Below are 19,437 nucleotides of genomic sequence, written 5' to 3'. Positions count from 1 at the left end.
ATGCTGGAACCACTATTGCGTGAAGAATCCCGGTTTTGTTCCATCGGCAGGCCGCATGACTGGGAAATCGGCGGTCTAACGGATTCCGCTGATCTGGTCCTGGCCGCACCCGTGGCTGCTGAAGGGGCCTTCCGTCCGAGCGTTGTCGTCAACAGCTTTCCGTACACGGGCAGCATGGAGAAACTGAGCACACTGGTCCTCTCCTACGCCCACGCCATGCTGCAGGACGTCTACTTTATTTCCGTGGACAGGTTCCCTCCCGCCCGCGGGGAGGGCCGCATCATCGAGTACACGTATTCCAGCGGCGGACTCGCCGTGCACTGCCGGGTGGATGTGCATCAGACCGCCGGCCACGGAGTCCTGGTTACCACCTCGTGCGCGTCCGCGGAGCTAGGTGCCTACGATGACGTCCTTGAGCTTATGTGCTCGTCTGCGCAGATTAAGGAGCCGGCGTGACCGAGATGTATGTTCCCACCCGCGAACCTTCCCTCGAAGAGGTTGCAAGCCGCCTGGCAGGTGTCCCCCTCGAGCGTTTAAGCGGCCTTCGGGCGAAGCAACCGTTTGCCTCCGACGGACCATGGCTCGATCCGGCGGCGGCGTCCCTGCTGCACAGGGTCGCCCAGAACGGCCGGATAGGACGGCTGGAGCGATCGGGCAACGGAGCGTCTATCAAGGTCCTGGCCGACGCGGGGCTTCTGGACAGCGCCGGACGGCTTACCCCCGGCGGCAAGGTCATTACGCGGCCGCTCGACCAGCCAGCGGCGGTCCTTCACTTCAGGGCTTCCTCCCTGGGACAAGCGACCGAGCTGCAGGTTTGGTTGGACGGAACCAACGCACTCATGCTCGCCGGCCCCTCGGCGGGCGTGTTGGCAAGCCCGTCCGAAATACCCGCGGACACCGCCGGAAAGCTGCAGTTGAAGTTCGTGAGCCTCCATGAGCTCTTCCCTGTTCTCGCGGCATGGCTGGGGATTTCGCCGGCATGGAACCTGCCTGTCTCTCCCGCTGCCTTTCCTGTGGAGATCCTCAACGAGAGGCACCGGGACTCCGGGGCCCCGCTGCCTGAGGGGGCGGACGAAGCCTTGTCGTATGCCTGGTCCCAGCCGTGGTTCCTCTGGCATCTCGTGATGGACCCGGCCACGGACGAGGGTGTGGGGTATCTGAATGCCGGCGGCGCCGGCCACTATCGCGTGGTGGCCGACGAGGACCAGGCAACCCTGGCTTCCATCCCCTCAGCCAATGTCTACCGCCATTTAGTTGACCTCGTCGAGTCCGTTCGTTTCCAGCGTCCTCCTCGGTTTGCGTAGCGCGCTTCACCGGGCATTTCCAGAAATCATCCTGCCCGCCTACAGACAACGTCCAGCTAAATGTAAGAAACTGGGCAGGTGAACAAATCGTCTGCACCCGAAGCACGCCTCCTTGTTGTCGATGATGAGCCCAACATCCGCGAGCTGTTGTCCACGTCGCTGCGGTTCGCCGGGTTCGACGTCGTCGCCGCCGCCAACGGCCGCGAGGCCCTCGCCGCCGTCGACTCCCACAACCCGGACCTCGCGGTCCTGGACGTGATGCTCCCGGATATGGACGGCTTCACGCTCACCCGCCGGCTGCGCGCTGCCGGACAGCATTTCCCCGTGGTCTTCCTGACCGCCCGCGACGACACCGAGGACAAGGTCACCGGCCTCACCGTGGGCGGCGACGACTACGTCACCAAGCCCTTCAGCCTCGACGAGGTGGTGGCCCGCATCCGTGCCGTACTGCGCCGCACCCAGCCGCTGGAGGACGACGACGCCGTCATCCGCGTGGATGACCTGGAGCTCGACGACGACGCCCACGAGGTACGCCGCGGCGGCGTCACCATCGACCTCTCCCCCACCGAGTTCAAGCTGCTGCGCTACCTGATGCTGAACCCGAACCGTGTCCTGTCCAAGGCGCAGATCCTGGACCACGTCTGGGAATACGACTTCAACGGAGACGCCTCCATCGTGGAGTCCTACATCTCCTACCTGCGCCGCAAGATCGACCGCAGCCCGGACGCGCCGGCGCTGATCCAGACCAAGCGCGGCGTCGGCTACCTGCTGCGGTCCTCGGAGAAGCGCTAGGACCTTGATAAGGCGCTGGAAATCCGCTTCACTTCGGTCGCAGCTGCTCGCCATCATGGCGGTGCTCATGGTGGTTACGGTGACTATCACCGGCTTCGCCACCATTACCCTGCTGCGCCAGATACTCGTGGACCGGCTGGACGCAGACATCGACGCGAATGCGTCCAAGGTGTCGCGCTACCTGCTGGTGAACGAGCCGAGTACTGATGCCTCGCTGTTCCGGTACTACGGGCTGTACCTGAACGAAGACGGCAGCCATGGTCCGGCCACGCACTCGGAGTCGGCAACGGACATCCCGAACCTCGGTAACTACACCTCCGATCAAGTGGAGGCGATGGGTACCGAGGGCTTCGATGTCCGCGGCACCGAGCCGACGTCCAAGGGCTGGCGGGTACGCATCTACGATTTCGAGAACCTCCCCGGTTCCGTCGCCGTTGCCATCCCGCTGGACTCGGTCGCCGCGACCGTGGACGAGGCGGCGTCGCTGGTGTTTTCGGTCGGGCTGCTCGGAACCCTGGGCGCCACGGGGATCGCCTACTGGGCAGTCACCCGGCAGTTCCGTCCGCTGAGCCAGGTGGAAAAAACCGCTGCCGCCATTGCCGCAGGTGACCTGTCCCGCCGAGTGGAGGTGGGCAACCCGGCCACGGAAATCGGCCGCCTGTCCCGCTCACTCAACGCCATGCTGGCCCATATCGAAACGGCGTTCGCCGCCCGCACCCAGTCTGAACGCAAGATGCGCCGCTTCGTCCAGGATGCCTCCCACGAGCTCCGGACCCCGCTGGTGACCATCCGCGGATTCTCGGAGCTGTACCGTCACGGTGCCCTCCAGGAACCCGAAGAGATCTCCGCCGCCATGGGCCGGATCGAGAGCGAAGCCAAGCGTATGGGACAACTGGTCGAGGACCTCCTGACCCTGGCCCGGGTGGACGAGCAGCGCCCGCTCGAATACGAGCCGGTGGACCTGATGATCCTGGGCAACGACGCCGCACTGGACGCGCGGGCCAGCGCACCCGATCGGAACATTCGGGTGGTGGGGCTGGACGGCCACGCGCCGCAGAGCGCACCCACCATGGGAGACGAGGCCCGGCTGCGGCAGGTCGTGGCGAACCTCATGACCAACGCCCTGCGCTACACACCGGCGGGTTCCCCCATCGAAGTGGCAGTCGGAGTTGCCCCCGTTATCCATGACCGGATGGATGCGGTACTGGAGGTACGGGACCACGGGCCCGGGATTTCCGAGGACGACGCCGCACGGGTGTTTGAACGCTTCTACCGCGCCGATTCCTCCCGCTACCGGGAGACCGGCGGCACCGGCCTCGGGCTGGCTATCGTGGCGGCACTGGTGGCCCAGCACGACGGGACGGTGCGGCTGGCCGAAACAGAAGGCGGAGGCGCCACCCTCTCCATCCGCCTGCCCTACCGCGCTCCGGAGCAGTTCCCCGAGCGTCCGGACGAGGCTGGCGACAACTGACCCTCCCCGGGCGCACGCGGGGGCTCCAGAGGGGCAGGAGGGACCGTGCTGCCCTCCACAACGTGGTTCCCCGACGCAGACCCGCCGCGGCAACTCCACACCCGTTGGTGGTCCGCGCGTTGACGGCCGTCTGCCACCCTACCCTTCCGGTATCCGATCCAAGCCGCTACCAGGAGGAAATCATGCCTTTATTTGCCGTGGACAGCGAGGCGCTGGCTGCCAAGAGTGCCGAAGTGCAGGGAACCATCGAACGCCTGCGGGCAGACGTGAACGGAATGCAGGCCGGGCTGGCCTCGTTGAGTGAGATCTGGCGGGGATCGGCGTCGTCCAATTTCCAGCTGCTGGTTACCGACTGGCGGGCTACGCAGGCCCGGGTGGAGGAATCGCTGGACAGCATCAACCAGGCGCTGGCCTTCGCATCGGCGCAGTACGCCGAGACGGAGGCGGCGAACACTTCGCTCTTTATGCACTGACCGCGCCGCCGATGCCGGGGGCTGCACCGGCGCTTGGCAGGGCGGTACGCCCTTAAATGCAAGAAGCGCGGCACCCGGTCCGGGTGCCGCGCCTCTTACTTACGCTTTAGGCAGGAGCTGCGGGGGGCTTAGAAGCCGCCCATGCCGCCCATGCCTGCCATCTCGTCAGCGCCGCCCATAGCGGGGGCCGACTTCTCCGGCTTGTCCGCAACCACTGCTTCGGTGGTCAGGAACAGGCCGGCGATGGAAGCTGCGTTCTGCAGGGCAGAGCGCGTTACCTTTACCGGGTCGTTGATGCCGGCAGCCAGCAGGTCTTCGTACTCGCCGGTTGCTGCGTTCAGGCCGAAGCCTTCGGGCAGGCCGCGGACCTTGTCCACAACAACGCCCGGCTCCATGCCGGCGTTGAAGGCGATCTGCTTCAGCGGAGCGTCGATGGCAACGCGGACGATGTTGGCGCCCGTTGCTTCGTCGCCCTCGAGGGACAGGTTGGCGAAGGCCTTGAGGCCGGCCTGGATGAGGGCCACGCCGCCACCGGCAACGATGCCTTCTTCAACGGCAGCCTTTGCGTTGCGGACAGCGTCCTCAATGCGGTGCTTGCGTTCCTTCAGCTCAACCTCGGTTGCCGCACCGGCCTTGATGACTGCAACACCGCCGGCCAGCTTGGCCAGGCGTTCCTGCAGCTTCTCGCGGTCGTAATCCGAATCGGAGTTCTCGATTTCGGCACGGATCTGGTTGACGCGGCCGGCGATCTCTTCAGCGTCGCCTGCGCCTTCCACGATGGTGGTCTCGTCCTTGGTGACGACAACCTTGCGTGCCTTGCCCAGCAGGTCCAGCGTGGCGTTTTCCAGCTTCAGGCCAACCTCTTCGGCGATGACCTGGCCACCGGTGAGGATGGCAATGTCGGCCAGCTGTGCCTTGCGGCGGTCACCGAAGCCCGGTGCCTTGACGGCTACGGACTTGAAGGTGCCGCGGATCTTGTTGACCACCAGGGTTGCCAGGGCTTCGCCCTCAACATCTTCGGCGATGATCAGCAGCGGCTTGCCGGACTGCATGACCTTCTCGAGGACGGCAACGAGATCCTTGACGTTGGAGATCTTCGAGTTGACGATCAGGATGTACGGATCCTCAAGGACCGTTTCCTGGCGCTCGGCGTCGGTGACGAAGTAACCGGAGATGTAACCCTTGTCGAAGCGCATGCCTTCGGTGAGTTCCAGTTCCAGGCCGAAGGTGTTGGACTCCTCGACCGTGATGACGCCTTCCTTGCCCACCTTGTCCAGTGCTTCGGCAATCAGGTCGCCGATCTGCTGGTCACCGGCGGAGATGGAAGCCGTAGCGGCGATCTGCTCCTTGGTTTCGATCTCCTTGGCAGATGCAATCAGTTCGGCGGTAACGGCGGCAACAGCCTTCTCGATGCCGCGCTTCAGGCTCAGCGGATCGGCGCCGGCGGCAACGTTGCGCAGGCCTTCCCGGACCAGTGCCTGGGCGAGGACAGTTGCCGTGGTGGTGCCGTCACCGGCAACATCGTCAGTCTTCTTGGCAACTTCCTTGACCAGCTCTGCGCCGATCTTCTCGTAGGGATCGTCCAGCTCGATCTCCTTGGCGATGGAAACGCCGTCATTGGTGATCGTGGGGGCGCCCCACTTCTTTTCGAGGACCACGTTGCGGCCACGCGGGCCGAGGGTCACCTTGACGGCGTCGGCGAGGATGTTCAACCCGCGCTCGAGGCCGCGGCGTGCCTCTTCTTCAAATGCAATGATCTTGGCCATAACGGCTATCGTCCTTCCGGAACAGTCATGCTTGGAGCAAAATGTTGCATTCCTGGCTGGGGTGCCCGCGACGGACGGATCGGCTCGCGCGATCTCTTTACGCGCTCCCCGTTCCTCACCCCAGTGGGTTGCTTGTTCACTCAACACCGTCGGACATTTAGCAGTCATCCGGCAAGAGTGCTAAGTCAATAATTAGCACTCCCACACACTGAGTGCAAGCGATCACGCCGACATGCCACCCGGTTCACATTCGTTCCCGACCGCAGCCGGCGGGCGAATGCAAAAGCAGCGGCGGAGCCGAAGCTCCGCCGCTGCCGATCCCGTCCCCAAGCCGAGAGGGTGTTACTTGGAGTGGCCTACACTGCGCGGACTTCCTCGGCCTGCGGACCCTTCTGGCCCTGGCCGATTTCGAACTCCACCCGTTGTCCTTCTTCCAGCGTCCGGTAACCCGATGCCTGGATGGCGGACCAGTGGACGAACACATCCGTTTCGGCTTCGTCGAGGGTAATAAAGCCGTACCCTTTTTCACCGTTGAACCACTTGACGATCCCCTGCGCCATGATCTTTCTCCAACCTAGATTCCGATGCCGCCCTCCGGCGGCATGCTTGGACGCCGGAGGCGCCGGATCCGTCCCTCTGTCGGTTCCCGGGGGAGGCCGAGGTCAGCAGCGCAAACCGGCTGGCATCACTCTAACTACGGTGATCCCGATCACATACAGGCGTGTTGATAACGTTATGGTCTTTTTACCCGAACGCCCCGTTTACCGGTATCCGGGGCCCAGGATCACGGTGACGCTGGTGAAGCCGGGTGTTTCCAACGCGGGAATGCCCAGCTGCGCACCGATTTCCTGCGCATTGGCAGCCAGCTCCGGTGAGCTGTAGTAGACGCCGGATCCCTGCTGGGGCGCACCGGCCCAGTTGGCCACCGTTCCAACTGCCCATCCTGCAGCGGACATCCGTCCGGAAACGCCTGCACCAAGTCCGGTCACGCCGCTGGCGTTGAACACTGCAACCGGCTGGGTACGGTCAATCGCGGGCGCAGTCGGCGTCGGCGTTGGAGTGGGCGTTGGAGTGGATGCCGGAGCAGGACTCGGTGAGGCATCCTCGGCCTTCGCCTCGGGAGTCGGTGTGGCTGCAGCTGAGGCGGACGCGGAAGCAGGGGCCGAAGCCTGTGCCTCCGGGGACGGACCAGCGGAACCGGAACCGATGCCCAGCCGCGGCAGGACAAAGTAGGCTGCCAAGCCGATCAGCAGAGCGAGCACACCCACGGTGATCAGCAGCCCCAGCCCGTTGGAACGCGAGGGAATGAGGCGTTCGCGGTGCACGCCCTGCCGCGCGGACGTTTCGGGGACCTTGTCGAACTCATCCCGAGGGTATTGGCTCATTGTGGAGTTTCAATCCTTGTTCTGATGGCGCCGCGTACTGGGCGGCCAACATTGGAGGGAACCGGCGCTAGACGCCTGTGCCCAGGCGGCGGGCGGTACGGGCACGCTGGCGGGTCGTACGTAGTCTACGCAATCGTTTGACCAGCATCGGATCATGGGCGAGGGCTTCCTCGGTATCAATCAGGGCGTTCAGGACCTGGTAGTACCTCGTGGCCGACATCCCGAAGAGGTCCTTGATGGCCTGTTCCTTGGCACCGGCGTATTTCCACCACGCCCGTTCCAACGCGAGCATCTGCTGTTCCTGGGCACCCAACGGGCTGTCCGGGTCCACTGCGTCATCGAGGGAAAACCGCTCGGTTTCGGCCGATTCCGCCACATTCACTCCCAAAAAGATCCCTGTATATATCTACCGCCCATGCTAATTGGGAATAACAGGCTTGTCATTTACGGCAGTCGTCGGCAAGACACCGCAAACGCACCGGTGACAAAATGGACCAGTGAGCACTGACGAACCCCAGCTTTTTTCCTACACCGGCGAAGCCGCACCGGGCGAAAACACCCCTTTTCCTTTCGCCGCACCCACACGCCTTGAGGACCTCATGGCTCCCGATTGGGCCCATGTGCTGGCCCCGGTGAAGACGCGCCTTGAAGAAATAGCCGCCGAGCTGGACGCGGAGCGCCGCGCCGGTCAGCGAATCCTGCCCGCACCCGGCAACATCCTGCGCGTCTTCCAACGTCCGCTGGCCAGTGCCCGCGTGCTGATCGTAGGCCAGGATCCGTACCCCACCCCCGGGCATGCCGTAGGCCTCTCCTTCTCCGTAGGGAAGGGCGTACGTCCGCTTCCCCGAAGCCTGAACAACATCTTTACCGAGCTCAACGCCGATCTGGGAATCACCCCCTCCCCCTCCGGAGACCTCAGCGCCTGGGCGGATCAGGGGGTGGTCCTGATGAACCGCGTACTCACGGTACGTGCCGGGGAAGCAGGCTCACACCGGAAGCGGGGATGGGAGGAAATCACTGAGCTCGCCGTGCGCGCACTGGCTGCCCGCCGCCGCCCGGACGGCACGCGCGTTCCCCTGGTTGCCGTCCTGTGGGGACGCGATGCCCAGGGCATTGTCCCGTTCCTCGGCGGTGCGCCGACCGTCGAATCCGCGCACCCCAGTCCCCTGTCGGCCTCACGCGGGTTCTTCGGTTCCCGACCGTTCAGCCGGGTTAACGAACTGCTGGCGCAGCAGGGCGCCGACCCCGTGGACTGGCGGCTTCGCGGGGAGCGGTAAGGGCGGCGCGATACGGTAGTTACAGGCCCTTTCCTAGGAGACACCCATGCCCGACCCAATGACTTCCCCGCGCCCGCAGGAGCCGGAGTCTCCAGCTCCCCGCCGCCAGCGCCCCCTGCTGACCCTTGAGGTTCTCCGCCGCGAGCAGATCAGTGAGCATATGGTCCGCGTGGTTGCCGGCGGACCCGGTTTCGACAAGTTCCAGCCCAACAGCTGTGCCGATGCCTACTGCAAGATCTGGTTTGGCCCGCAGGGCCGCCCGATTGACGGTACCGAGGACCTGGACACCATTCGGGCGCGGAGCGAACGGGAGCACTGGCCGGTGTCCCGCACCTACACGGTCCGGGACGTGGATCTTGAAGCACGCGAAATCAGTATCGACTTCGTTGTCCACGGAGATGAAGGCCTGGCCGGGCCGTGGGCGGCCTCGGCAGAGCCGGGGGAACCCTTGACCTTCTCCGGCCCCGGGGGCGCCTTCAACCCCGATCCCGACGCCGACTGGTACCTGCTGGCTGTCGACGAGTCAGCCCTCCCCGCAGCTGCCACCGTGCTCCGCGCGCTGCCGCAGGACGCCGTCGGGCAGGCATTCATCGAAGTCGCCGGCCCCGCCGACCGCCAGCCGGTGCCGAAGCCTGCGGGAGTGGAGCTGACCTGGCTGTACCGCGGGGACGTCCCCGCGGGGCGCAGCCGGATGTTGACCGACGCCGTTTCGGCGACGCCTTGGCGGGATGGAACCGTGCAGGTCTTTGCACACGGCGAGCGGGAGGCAATGAAGTCCCTGCGCGATGTCATGTTCAGCCACCGGGGACTGGAGCGCAGGCAGGTCTCCCTTTCCGGCTACTGGGCTGCGGGACGCACCGAAGACGTCTTCCAGGCCGAAAAGCGCACGCCGGTCGGCAAGATTCTCTAGCCCGGACGGCAAGGAGCCCGGCCCGCTGCAGCAGCGGGCCGGGCTCTTGTCTTTTTTGGTGCTGCTAACGCCGCCGGTTACGCCGGTCGTTGCCGTTGAGGTTGCGGGTGAAGGGCCGGCCCAGGTTATCGCCGAGCACCACGCCGCCGGAGATGGCCAGAATGACGGTGAGCGCGTCAAACAGGCCCACCACACCCTGGTACATCTCGTCGGTACCGATGCTCAGGCCGTACATGGACCGGAAGATCGCCAGCCCCGGGAACAGGAACAGAACGGCCGGCACCGCCACGATCAGCTGCGGGGCACCCATCCGCAGGGCGACAATGCGGGCCACCATGCCGATGAAGATGGCGGCCACCGCCGGGGTAAGGCGCGGCCCCATGCCGCCTGCCTCCACCAGCTGGTAGACCAGGAAACCGGCAGTGCCGATCAGCACCGTGGGCAACACCAGCCGGCGCGGGGACTGTTCGACAATGCAGATGGCTCCCAGCGCAATGGCCAGCAGCAGCAGGGTCACGGCGAAGGAATACTGTGACGAGGCCACATCGGTAACGTTCAGCCGGCCCATTCCCATCAGGGCACCCAGGACGAGCGCGACGGCGATGCCGGCCACCAGTGCGCCGAAGGTCAGGAACGCGGACAGGAACCGGCCGGACGCCGTGACCGGGAATCCGTTGATCGCATCCTGCACGGCCGAGACCAGACGGCCGGTGGGCAGCATAACCAGGATGCCGCCGGCAACGACGATGCCCGGGGAAATGGGCACCTCCATGGACCAGAACAGCATGGCCATGGCCGTGACCACAAAGCCGCTGGCCGCCGTCGTGAAGAAGTCCGGGACCCGCCACCTGCCCAGCACGCGCTGGAGCAGGCTGACCATCACCGTGCCGGCGAATCCCACCAGTGACGCGAGCGGGCCGCCGCCGATAAACCCGACGATGGCGGCTGCGAACACCCCGGCGGATACCGTCACGGCCCAGCGCGGGAAAGGCTTGGGCTGGTGCGTGATCTCGTTGAGCCGGTTGGCCGCCTCGGCGCGGGAGAGCCCGCCGTCGATGATGTCGGTGACCAGCTGGTGGACCAGGCCAAGCCCGGCATAGTTGTTCGTCCAGGAACGGACCACGCGCATCACCGTGATGGGGGTCTGGTCCTTCGGAGAGTAGTTGAGCAGCACCGACTGGTTGGTGATGTCCACTTCGATGCTTTCCAGCCCGAATGCGGCGGTCACGGCAATGATGGCGGTTTCCACCTCCAGCGCGCCGGCACCGTAGCGGAACATGGATTCGGCCATGCCGAGGGCCAGGTCCAGGGTCTTGCGGGCATTCGCGTCCGGCCCGGCGGTGCGCACGAGCGGATTGGCATAGGGGCTGCCGGCCAGTCGTTCCACAATGGACATGGCCTGGGTGGGCGGATTCTCCCCTTGGACCAGCTTGCGCAGCATGCGCCGCGCCGCAGCGGATGAGCGGTCGGCGCGGACGGCGGTGGAGGCCAGCGGCACCGTTCCCGGTGGAACGGTTTTGCGCGTACGCGCAGGCCGTTTCTCGCGCGGGTCGGCCGTCGTCCGCATGCGGCCCGTCGGCGGCCGAAGCACCTTGGAGCCACCCGGGCGGATTACCGACGTGGTGGGAGGAGGCGGCTTGGGCCGGGTGCTGCGCAGGGCAGCGGTGGGCATGTCCATGCCGGTGGCCGGCTGCCCCGGAGCCTTCGACGGCGGGGCCGGCGTCTTGGCAGCCTGCCGCGAAGGCCGCCCGGCCGCGCCTTGCCCCGGCCGCGGTCCCTTGCCGGACTTTGCCCTCTGGGCCTGTGGCTTCCCTGCCTGGGCGCTGCCGGGCTGAGGGTTCCCCGGCCGCACCTTCCCGGGTTCAGGGCTCTCCGGCTGCGCCTTTGCTGGCTCCGCCCGCCGGCGCGCCGGCATGCTGATCAACGGAATGGGCCCCGCAACCGGGTCCGGATTCGGTGCCGAATCCGGATTCGATCCGGGCTTGCGCCCACCCGGATCGGCTGTGTTCTCCAAGGATTCACCCTTTCGCCTGTTCCGGGACCCGCCCGGGTTATTGCCTGGTGGAACTGCTGCTTAGTAGAACGGCTGCTGGTGGCGGCGCCAGTAAATCTGCCGCGCCACGCGTTCGCCGATGGTGTTCCAGATGCGATAGCGGATCGGATCCACAATGAAGTCGTAGCAACCGACGAAATCCGTGACCGTCTTGGAGAAACTGGTCTTGAACAGACCCAGCCCGTGATGCGGGTGGCTCTTGTCCTTGAGCTGGTTGCTCGGCGGTGTGCCGCAGAAGTCGTACTGGACAATGCCGCACTCCTTCTTGAGTTCGGTGATCGCGGTCCACTGGACCAGGTGCGAATCCCCGTACTGGGAGCGCCGCGGCTTGGACCCGCCGTCCTTGTAGGTGCCCTTGTTGCCGTAGGCAATCACGAAGGCACCCACAGTGGGTTCCCCGTCCTCGAATGCGAAGTAGAAGCGTCCCTGCCCGGCAGCAACGAAGTTGGACCAGAACCGGTGGTAGTACTCGTAGGAGCGCAGCCGCGCCGCAGAGCGGTCCTCGATGTGGGCCATCAGGCGGTACATGATCCGCATGTTCTCTTCGGTCGGCTCGACCCGGCGGACATCCGCGCCTTCGCGGATCGCCCGGCGGACCGCGTTCCGGCCCCGGGAGGAGAGGTTCTTGAGCAGCTGCTCCTCGTCCGGCGTAGTGTCCAGCAGGGCAGTGGAGTCGTTGGGCTGCAGGTTGAAGGTCTTGATGAATCCGGCACCCGTGAACAGGGCCTGGACCTCTTCGCTGTCCACGATGTCCGGCTCAACCTTGATCGCGAAAACCTTGCGGCGGGTCTCCTTGATGAACCGTGCCAGCGCGTTCACCACCAGCGGCACATCTTCGGGTGCGGCGACGTCGGGACCCTTGATGAGGTACCAGAGGCTGCCGAGGGCCGGGACCTTCTTCTCGATCGCCAATGTGTAGGTCACGTAATCGGGTCCGGTGAAGGCCAGGTAGACGGGATTCCAGCCGTGGTGGGACTTCACTTCCGCGAAGGACGCTGACTGAAGGACATTGCCGCCGCCGGGGTTGGCCAGCACGTGCTTGTCCCAGTTGGCGATCTCCTCGGCAGTGGCCAGGCGTGCACTAAAATCTCGCAAAATACCTCAACTAATGGTTTGTTCACTGCATCGTTTTCAGCGCATCGTTACCAACGCGCCGGCCCGCCGCGGAAACGGCCTTCGAACCGGGTCCCAGTCTATCCGTTGCACTGCCGCCGGGCCGAACGCTCAAGTGGACGCAGGAAGGAACCAGCGGACCCGCGGTTCCACTTCGGCCAGGTCCCATGCGGCCTGGATGATCCGGCGGTCCTCCCCCGTGGTCCGCGTCTGTTCCTGCCGCAGGTACTCCCGCCAGGTGGGCACATCGTAGATCTCCCGGAACTGGTCCTGGTCAGTGACCGAGTGCACCAGCTCCCAGTCCGTGGCGCCGGTGCGCATGCGCGACAGCCGGACCGACTGCATAGCCGCCACGAACTCGTCATTGAGGTCCGCAGGCACCTCATAGGAGATCAGGACCGTCACCGGTCCGGCGCCGGGATCCGGTTCCTGGCCGGCAGGAAGCTGCAGTTCCGTGCCGGCTACGCTGCGGTCCAGGCGTCCGGTGCCCGGCAGCAACGGAAGCACCAGGACGCTGGCCCCGGCCAACAACAGCACGCCGGCGGCAAAAGCCAGGGTAGGAGCGTAGCCGGCTCCGGTGGCACCCGATCCCCAGAAAACGGCGCCCACGGCCTGCGTGCCGGAGGCGACCATCAGATACACAGACAGGCCGCGGGCACGCACCCATTCGGGCAGGGTCAGTTGCATTGCGGCGTTCAAGGTGGAGAACGTGGAGATCCAGGCGAACCCCGCGAAGACCAACAGCACGGCAACGGCCCACGCGGGCAGGTAGCCCGAGGCGAAGGCCCCGGCCGCGAAGACCACGGCACTGATGCCCAGCAGTGTGTTGTCCTTCAGGACGGTCCGGAGCCGCGGCAGGAACAGGACACCCAGCACGGCACCGATACCCAGCGCCCCGAGGAGCAGCCCGTATCCTGCCGACCCCAGGCCGAGATGGCCGTTGGCGGCAACGGGCAGCAGCGCATAGAGGGCGCTGGCGGGGAAAATGAACAGACCGGACCGTAGGAGAATCCGGCGGATGAGCGGTGCAGCACGGATGTAGCGGATACCTGCGGCGAGCGCCTCCCCCACGTGTTCCCGTTCGACGGGATCCCGCTGGGGAGCCCGCCAACTGTAGATGGCAATGGCCGTGCCCACGAAGGACAGTGCGTTCAAGCCGAACACAAAGGCTGGACCGGTCAGGGCCACCAGCAGACCGGCAATCGCGGGACCAACGGCACGGGCCGTGTTCATCGCCACGCTGCCGAGCGCCGCAGCCGCCTGGATCTCTTCCCGGGGCACCAGTGCAGGGGTGATGGCCTGCCAGGCGGGGGCGCTCAGCGCCATGCCGCAGCCGATGAGGAAGGTGTAGAGCAACAGCGAATCCGGGTCCAGCAGGCCCATCGCGGCCACGACCGTCAGCACGGTGGCAGCGCCGGCGGCGAAGATGTTGGCGCCCAGGATCAGCCGGCGCCGGTTGAAGGCGTCCGCCAGGACCCCTGCGATAAGGCCCAGCAGAAGGGAAGGTGCGAGGTTGGCAGTCTGGACCAGGGATACAAGGGCGGGGTTTTTGCTGGATTCCACCAGGAACCACTGGGCCCCGACGGTCTGCATCCAGGTGCCGATATTGGATCCCAACTGGGCAAGCCACAGAATGAGGAACATCCGCCGGCGCAGCGGCGCCCAGGGCGATTCCATTCGATTCACTCCCTCAGGGGCTGGACGGGAAGCCTTTCCACGCACGGGCAAAGCGCGCCCGGGCCGATTGGGCAGAGGCCTGTTCCAAGGCGTGCAGCCGCCCGTAGGTAAAGCCGTTCTCACCGGCGGCCAACGCTGTTGCCCCCATCCGCCGCAGATAGGCCTGCGTCACCACGCTGTCCTGGTACTCACCGAGGACTTTCTGCACATGCTCGGCGGCGTCCACCATTTCCTTCGCTTCCTTCGGCTGGACGGGTGCCCAGACCTCGGCTGCGTAGCGGAGCTGTTTTGCATCCTTGCGCGCGTCATGGAGCGCTTCCGCGTAGTCTTCGCCCGCCAATGTCCGTGTGGCCCGTACCCGGCGGTGCAGCCTTTTCCGGTCCCGCCGGACGATGCGGGCAGCGGCCGGACCGGCCGGCTTCCTCGCTGTTTCCGTCCAGAACGGGCGGTCCAGCAGCGCTTCGAGTCCGTCCAATGCCTGGAAGTACCGCTGGGAGTGCAGTGCTTCGCGGACGTGCCCGTAGGCCTGCCGATAGTCATGGAGCAGTTCCTCATCCACGCGGGCGGCAACCGGCCCCATCACCAGGTCAGCGGGTTCAGATGCAATCAGTTCCTGGAGCCGGTGCCGCATCACCTGCGCATCCCGGGCCTCCCCCAACACCCGGGCGATCCACCGCAGTTCCCCGCGCAGCGAGCGCCCCGGCTCGGGGTCCATGGTGCTGCGGTAGCTGGAGAGTGCCGAGCGCAGCCGCCTGGTGGCAACCCTCATCTTATGGATCCCGTCAGTGTCTCCCCGCCGTACGCGTGGATCGTGGCGCAGCAACTCCTCGAACTGTTCGCGCAGATACTCCAGCAGCAGCAGCGCCACCGGGCTGCCGGCGTCCAGGAGGTCGGCGTCTGTTCCGTCCGGCGCTCCCCCGGTGCCCGCGCCGGCCCTCTCCGGGTGCCGGACCGCGTCCCGTCCCCCACCTGCCTCCGGGCCCGCCGGCACGGCACCGGCAGCGAGGAACATGGTTCCAGCCTCCGTGCCCAGCGCATTGTGGTCGGAAGAAATGGTCCAGACCCGCCGGCCCGGTCCGCCGGGCTCCGCTTCTACGTCGTTTGTCCTGGTGCTTTCATCGGTGACCCGGGCAAGCACCGTGCCCGCACTGTCCAGCAGGTCGTACTCCAGGTAGCGCGTGACCAGGGTCTGCACAGGCGCAAGTTCCCGGCCCCGAACCACGGCTTGGACGTCCTCCACCAGTTCCGTCGGAATCCCTGCTTCGGGTTCGGCAGTGTTGCTGGACCGGACAGCAGGCTCCAGAGAGGGGGCGCTGCGCTCCCAGCGCGTGCCGCCGTCGTCGTCGGTATGCCGGGAGAGGCTGAACCGGTGCCTGTGGAGGGAACCGTCCGAAGTGTCATACCGGACCTCCGTGCGCCGGCCTTCCCTGGGCTGTGCCACTTTGGCGACACCCGACAACTCATGCAGCGGCGGCAGCACCAATGCAACATGCACCAAGAAGCGGCTTGCGGTACCTGTTCCGGCGGCCATGTGCGCCAGTATAGGACCGCAACGGCCGCTGCCGGGAGTCCTTGGGCCTCCTCCCTACCGGAGCCGGGGCGCATCCCGGTAGCATCGTGCGGTAATGAACCGGCACTGCAGCAGCGGAGGCCAGCGGATGAACTCGATGACATACGCCAAGCTCGGCAAGTCAGGGGCAACTGTCTCGGCCCTTGGGCTGGGCTGCCTTGCATTCGGCGATCCGGACCGCGGCGCGCACGGATGGACCATCCGCGAGGAGGAGGCCAAGTCCCTGCTGCGGCACGCAGTGGAGCTGGGCATCAATTTCTTCGACACCGCCAACGTGTATTCCGCCGGCCACAGCGAGGAAATCCTCGGAGCTGCCGTCGCGGAATTCTGCCGGCGGGAAGAGGTGGTGATCGCCAGCAAGGTCCACGGCGAAATGGGGCCGGGCCCCAATGGATGGGGATTGTCCCGCAAACACATCCTGTGGCAGGTGGAGCAGAGCCTGCGGCGCCTGGGCACGGACTATATCGACCTTTACCAGGTGCACCGCTGGGACGGCACCACGCCGCTGGAAGAAACACTGGGGACCCTCGACCAGCTGGTCCGGGACGGCAAGGTCCGGTACCTGGGCGCCTCGAGCATGCACGCCTGGCAGTTCTCGAAAGCCCTCTTCCTGCAGGAGCAGCACGGCTGGGCGCAGTTCATCACCATGCAGGACCACTACAACCTCCTCTACCGCGAAGAGGAACGGGAGATGTACCCGCTGTGCGCGGACCGCGGCATCGGGGCACTGCCCTATTCGCCGCTCGCGCGCGGGCGCCTGGCCCGCCCCTGGGGGACGAGGACGGTCCGGCAGGACTACGACGAGCAAGGCCAAATGCTCTATCGGGGCAACGAGGAAGTGGACCGCAGCATCACCGATGCAGTGGGGAACGTAGCCGAGGGACTCGGCGCCACCCGGGCGCAGGTCGCCCTGGCCTGGGTCCTGGCCAACCCGGTGGTCACGGCTCCGTTCATCGGCGCCACGGCCGCTTCCCACTTGGATGAGAACATCCAGGCCTTGGACATCCAGCTCACCGAAGAGGAATTCAGCGCGCTCGAGGAGTACTACCGTCCCCGTCCCGTGGCCGGGTTCTGAGCGACCTGCGCTGCGCCACGCCCGTTATTGCGCAGTTCCCGGACGGCAGACCATGCTTGGGTTGTGATGGTTCCACTGGTTCCAATGGTTCCACCGTGTTGTATGTGCTGACTCCTGCCCGTATACAGAAAGTCGCTTAGGTACCCATGCTGTCTCTGGTCTTGTGGCTTGTTCAACTGCTGTTGGCACTTCTATTTGCCGGAGTCGGCTTCGTAAAGATCTTCCAGGGCTATGCACGCCTTCGGGAGAACCTTCGCTGGCCCGAGGACTTCTCCCCCGCCACCGTGAAACTGATCGGCGTCCTCGAAGTCCTTGGAGCCGCCGGGCTGGTCATCCCCGAGGCGACCGGTGTCCTGCCCGTACTGACGCCGATAGCTGCCTCTGCACTGACCCTCCTGATGGCGCTGGCGGTCCTGGTCCACGCGAGGCGCGGTGAACGCAACCGGATTGCCCTGGGCGTCATTCTGATGGTGCTTTCGCTGGTGGTGGCGCTGGGCCGGTTTGGTGTCTTCGGGTGAGCAGTGCGGATCCGCACTCCCCGCCGCCGCTCGGTGCTGCCGTCGTCGAGCTCTACGCGCTGCTGCCGGCTGAATTCACCGCTGCCCGCAACGCCCGCGCCGCCGACGCCGGGCGGGCCGGGGACAAAGAACTCGCCAAACGCATCAAGGCGCTGCCAAAACCCTCGACGGCGGCCTGGCTCGTGAATCTGCTGGCGCACCAGCGGCGGGAGGACCTGGACCAGGTGCTGGAGCTGGGAGCAGCGCTGCGCGAAGCCCAGGAGGACCTGGACCAGAAGCAGCTGCGCCGCTTAAGCACCGAACGCCAGCGCCTGCTCCGCGCGATTGTCCGCCAGGCCCGGGACCTGGCCTCCGAACTGGACCACCCGGTGAGCGAATCGTTGGCGGCGGAAGCCGAACAAACGCTCTGGGCCGCGATGACCGACCCCTCGGCGGCCGACGCCGTTGCCAGCGGCCAGCTGGTCCGTTCCCTCGCCGCCAGCGGGTGGGAAGAGGTGGACCTGGACGGTGCCGTTGCCGACCCGGACTCGATCTCCCACGGCGCCGGGGGCAGGGCGGGGTCCGGGTCGGCGGCGGACGGGGCCGGGACTGCGAAGGACAAGGGCGGGAGCTCGGACAGCGCCGCAGTACGACGGCGGCAGGCCGAGGCCCGGCGGGCGGTCCGGAAGGCGGAGACGGACCTGGAGGAAGCGGCAGGCGCCGAACGCCGGGCGCAGGAAGCACTGGACACGGCCCAGCGGGAAGTGGATGAGTCCGCCGGCCGCCGGGACGGGCTCACGGATGAAATCGACGAACTGCGGGAGCGGATCAGGCAGCTTGAGCGGGAGGTCGCAACCGTGGACCGACGCTCCGGGAAGCTGGAACGCGAGCGGGACAACGCCCGGCGCACGGCCCGTGCCGCCCGGCGCACGGCGGAAAAGGCCCGGCAGAAGCTCGCCGACGCCCAGGACCTTTCCGACGGCGGGACGCCGTAACTAGCTTCCGTGTCCGGGCAGCTGCTGCAGCATCCCGAACCGGCTGCGGATCCGCGCCAGATCGGTGGGATGGGCTATCCCGGGGAACACGCCGTCGTAATCCGGCATCCCGATGACGTCCAGGCGGCAGCCGGCGTCGTAGAGCACATCCACGACGTTGCCGAAGCGCTGCCAGCCGTAGGGATTCGATCCCTCGGTCGGGGGCACGCCGCTGATTACCCAGTGCCGGTGCGCCTGCGCCAGGTGCAGGTAATCGGAGGTGGCCGACTGCGCATGGCACAGGTCCTCGAAATCGAACCACAGCTGCCCGCCGTCCGCCCGCAGCGCATCCAGCGTCCGGGTGCCCGGGGTCAGCTGCAGCGCTTCCGCTGCGCCGGGCGGGATCAGCCCGGCCGAGGCCAGCAGCACGTCGTCGTCACTGCGCAGGTGATACCCGGCGGCGAAACCCGACGCACTCCGGGGCCCTGCAACGGCCCGGTAATCGGTGTCCCCGTCCAGCTCCAGGACCTGCAGGTGTCCGGCAATCAGGGCAATGCCGGGTTCGAAGAGATGGTGGAACATCTCATCCGGAAGCAGCTCCTGCGGTGCATAGTTGGACGTCGCCACCAACACGATGCCGCGGTCCAGCACGGTGCGGAGCAGCCGGGTAATGAAGGCTGCATCTGCCGGGTCCTTCACATGGAATTCGTCAAAGCACAGCAGCCGGACCCGGCCCAGCATTTGGTCCAGGGCCGCAGCGAAGGCCGAATCCTGCCGGTAGCCGGGGTTTCCGTAACCGGCGAAAACGAGTGCATGCAGTTCCCGGAAGAAGTCATGAAAATGCAGCCGCCGTTTCTCCGGAATATCCACGGAATCGAACAACGTGTCCAGCAGCCAGGTCTTCCCCCGCCCCGGCGGACCCCAGAGGTAGACGGAGGTATTGTCCGGCGCGGGTTCGGCGGATCGGGCCGCCGCGGCAGCCGCGGCAAGCGCCGGAAGGACGGCCAGCTGGGCGGCATCCAGGGCCAGGCCCTGCGCTTGCGCTGCGAGCTGGAATTCGTCGGCGGCGCCCGGGGCCTGCATTGCGGTCATCCCTCCGT

At 66.2% G+C, this 19,437-nt stretch carries 19 protein-coding genes; 10 read left to right on the top strand and 9 right to left on the bottom strand.

From position 1 onward, the window contains the following. The 5 genes from NNX35_RS11595 to NNX35_RS11575 all read left to right on the top strand — a co-directional run bounded on the left by NNX35_RS11595 (position 1) and on the right by NNX35_RS11575 (position 4,040). Entirely contained in the window at positions 1 to 456 is a 456-nt protein-coding gene (locus NNX35_RS11595; RefSeq protein WP_255867847.1) for a hypothetical protein, read from the top strand. Beyond that, the gene (locus tag NNX35_RS11590; protein WP_255867846.1) at positions 453 to 1,304 is read left to right on the top strand and encodes a hypothetical protein; all 852 of its coding nucleotides are present in this window, start codon (positions 453 to 455) and stop codon (positions 1,302 to 1,304) included. The genes NNX35_RS11595 and NNX35_RS11590 overlap by 4 nt, the downstream gene beginning before the upstream one ends. A gap of 78 nt (positions 1,305 to 1,382) precedes the next feature. Then, positions 1,383 to 2,096 carry a response regulator transcription factor gene (locus tag NNX35_RS11585; RefSeq protein ID WP_227913521.1) on the top strand — a complete coding sequence of 238 codons (714 nt, stop codon included), beginning with the start codon at positions 1,383 to 1,385 and terminating at the stop codon, positions 2,094 to 2,096. A 4-nt stretch (positions 2,097 to 2,100) separates the two neighbouring features. Beyond that, the gene (locus NNX35_RS11580; protein ID WP_255867845.1) at positions 2,101 to 3,567 is read left to right on the top strand and encodes a cell wall metabolism sensor histidine kinase WalK; all 1,467 of its coding nucleotides are present in this window, start codon (positions 2,101 to 2,103) and stop codon (positions 3,565 to 3,567) included. A 182-nt stretch (positions 3,568 to 3,749) separates the two neighbouring features. Then, positions 3,750 to 4,040 carry a WXG100 family type VII secretion target gene (locus tag NNX35_RS11575; RefSeq protein ID WP_227922954.1) on the top strand — a complete coding sequence of 97 codons (291 nt, stop codon included), beginning with the start codon at positions 3,750 to 3,752 and terminating at the stop codon, positions 4,038 to 4,040. Positions 4,041 to 4,168: 128 nt separating this feature from the next. Here the strand turns inward: NNX35_RS11575 and groL are convergent, their stop codons facing one another. From groL to NNX35_RS11555, 4 genes are all read right to left on the bottom strand, one after another. Beyond that, on the bottom strand, positions 4,169 to 5,806 hold the full coding sequence (groL, locus tag NNX35_RS11570; protein ID WP_227922944.1) for a chaperonin GroEL: 1,638 nt from the start codon (positions 5,804 to 5,806) through the stop codon (positions 4,169 to 4,171). 356 nt (positions 5,807 to 6,162) lie between these two features. Beyond that, positions 6,163 to 6,366 carry a cold-shock protein gene (locus NNX35_RS11565; protein ID WP_227913533.1) on the bottom strand — a complete coding sequence of 68 codons (204 nt, stop codon included), beginning with the start codon at positions 6,364 to 6,366 and terminating at the stop codon, positions 6,163 to 6,165. A 201-nt stretch (positions 6,367 to 6,567) separates the two neighbouring features. Then, on the bottom strand, positions 6,568 to 7,191 hold the full coding sequence (locus tag NNX35_RS11560; RefSeq protein ID WP_255766666.1) for a LytR C-terminal domain-containing protein: 624 nt from the start codon (positions 7,189 to 7,191) through the stop codon (positions 6,568 to 6,570). 67 nt (positions 7,192 to 7,258) lie between these two features. After that, on the bottom strand, positions 7,259 to 7,567 hold the full coding sequence (locus NNX35_RS11555) for a DUF3263 domain-containing protein (protein ID WP_370647038.1): 309 nt from the start codon (positions 7,565 to 7,567) through the stop codon (positions 7,259 to 7,261). 121 nt (positions 7,568 to 7,688) lie between these two features. Here NNX35_RS11555 and NNX35_RS11550 point away from each other — a divergent pair, with 121 nt between their 5' ends. Both NNX35_RS11550 and NNX35_RS11545 read left to right on the top strand, forming a co-directional pair. Then, positions 7,689 to 8,468, top strand: a complete 780-nt coding sequence (locus NNX35_RS11550) for a uracil-DNA glycosylase (protein ID WP_255766664.1) — start codon at positions 7,689 to 7,691, stop codon at positions 8,466 to 8,468. A gap of 46 nt (positions 8,469 to 8,514) precedes the next feature. Then, positions 8,515 to 9,378 carry a siderophore-interacting protein gene (locus NNX35_RS11545; RefSeq protein WP_255867843.1) on the top strand — a complete coding sequence of 288 codons (864 nt, stop codon included), beginning with the start codon at positions 8,515 to 8,517 and terminating at the stop codon, positions 9,376 to 9,378. Positions 9,379 to 9,442: 64 nt separating this feature from the next. Here the strand turns inward: NNX35_RS11545 and NNX35_RS11540 are convergent, their stop codons facing one another. From NNX35_RS11540 to NNX35_RS11525, 4 genes are all read right to left on the bottom strand, one after another. Beyond that, positions 9,443 to 10,945: a threonine/serine exporter ThrE family protein gene (locus tag NNX35_RS11540; protein WP_370647048.1), complete on the bottom strand. Its 1,503-nt coding sequence runs from the start codon at positions 10,943 to 10,945 to the stop codon at positions 9,443 to 9,445. Positions 10,946 to 11,452: 507 nt separating this feature from the next. Then, a complete protein-coding gene (locus tag NNX35_RS11535; protein ID WP_255863760.1) occupies positions 11,453 to 12,526 on the bottom strand; it encodes a peptidoglycan bridge formation glycyltransferase FemA/FemB family protein in 1,074 nt (357 codons plus the stop codon). A gap of 129 nt (positions 12,527 to 12,655) precedes the next feature. Beyond that, on the bottom strand, positions 12,656 to 14,221 hold the full coding sequence (locus tag NNX35_RS11530; RefSeq protein ID WP_255766658.1) for an MFS transporter: 1,566 nt from the start codon (positions 14,219 to 14,221) through the stop codon (positions 12,656 to 12,658). Between the two features lie 13 nt (positions 14,222 to 14,234). Then, positions 14,235 to 15,752: a CHAD domain-containing protein gene (locus NNX35_RS11525; protein ID WP_255867842.1), complete on the bottom strand. Its 1,518-nt coding sequence runs from the start codon at positions 15,750 to 15,752 to the stop codon at positions 14,235 to 14,237. Positions 15,753 to 15,888: 136 nt separating this feature from the next. On the opposite strand from NNX35_RS11525, the gene NNX35_RS11520 reads away from it, so the two are divergent. The 3 genes from NNX35_RS11520 to NNX35_RS11510 all read left to right on the top strand — a co-directional run bounded on the left by NNX35_RS11520 (position 15,889) and on the right by NNX35_RS11510 (position 18,358). Next, entirely contained in the window at positions 15,889 to 16,866 is a 978-nt protein-coding gene (locus NNX35_RS11520) for an aldo/keto reductase (protein WP_255867937.1), read from the top strand. Positions 16,867 to 17,012: 146 nt separating this feature from the next. Next, positions 17,013 to 17,384: a DoxX family protein gene (locus tag NNX35_RS11515; RefSeq protein ID WP_255766656.1), complete on the top strand. Its 372-nt coding sequence runs from the start codon at positions 17,013 to 17,015 to the stop codon at positions 17,382 to 17,384. Next, positions 17,381 to 18,358 carry a transposase gene (locus NNX35_RS11510; protein WP_255867841.1) on the top strand — a complete coding sequence of 326 codons (978 nt, stop codon included), beginning with the start codon at positions 17,381 to 17,383 and terminating at the stop codon, positions 18,356 to 18,358. The genes NNX35_RS11515 and NNX35_RS11510 overlap by 4 nt, the downstream gene beginning before the upstream one ends. On the opposite strand, the gene zapE is transcribed toward NNX35_RS11510, so the two are convergent. Further along, positions 18,359 to 19,429 carry a cell division protein ZapE gene (gene zapE / locus NNX35_RS11505; protein ID WP_255867840.1) on the bottom strand — a complete coding sequence of 357 codons (1,071 nt, stop codon included), beginning with the start codon at positions 19,427 to 19,429 and terminating at the stop codon, positions 18,359 to 18,361. Positions 19,430 to 19,437: the final 8 nt, after the last annotated feature.

Source organism: Arthrobacter sp. zg-Y844 (assembly GCF_024385465.1).
Lineage (GTDB): Bacteria > Actinomycetota > Actinomycetes > Actinomycetales > Micrococcaceae > Arthrobacter_B.
Note: the sequence above shows the minus strand (reverse complement) of the source record. Positions and strands in the feature narration are given on the sequence as shown.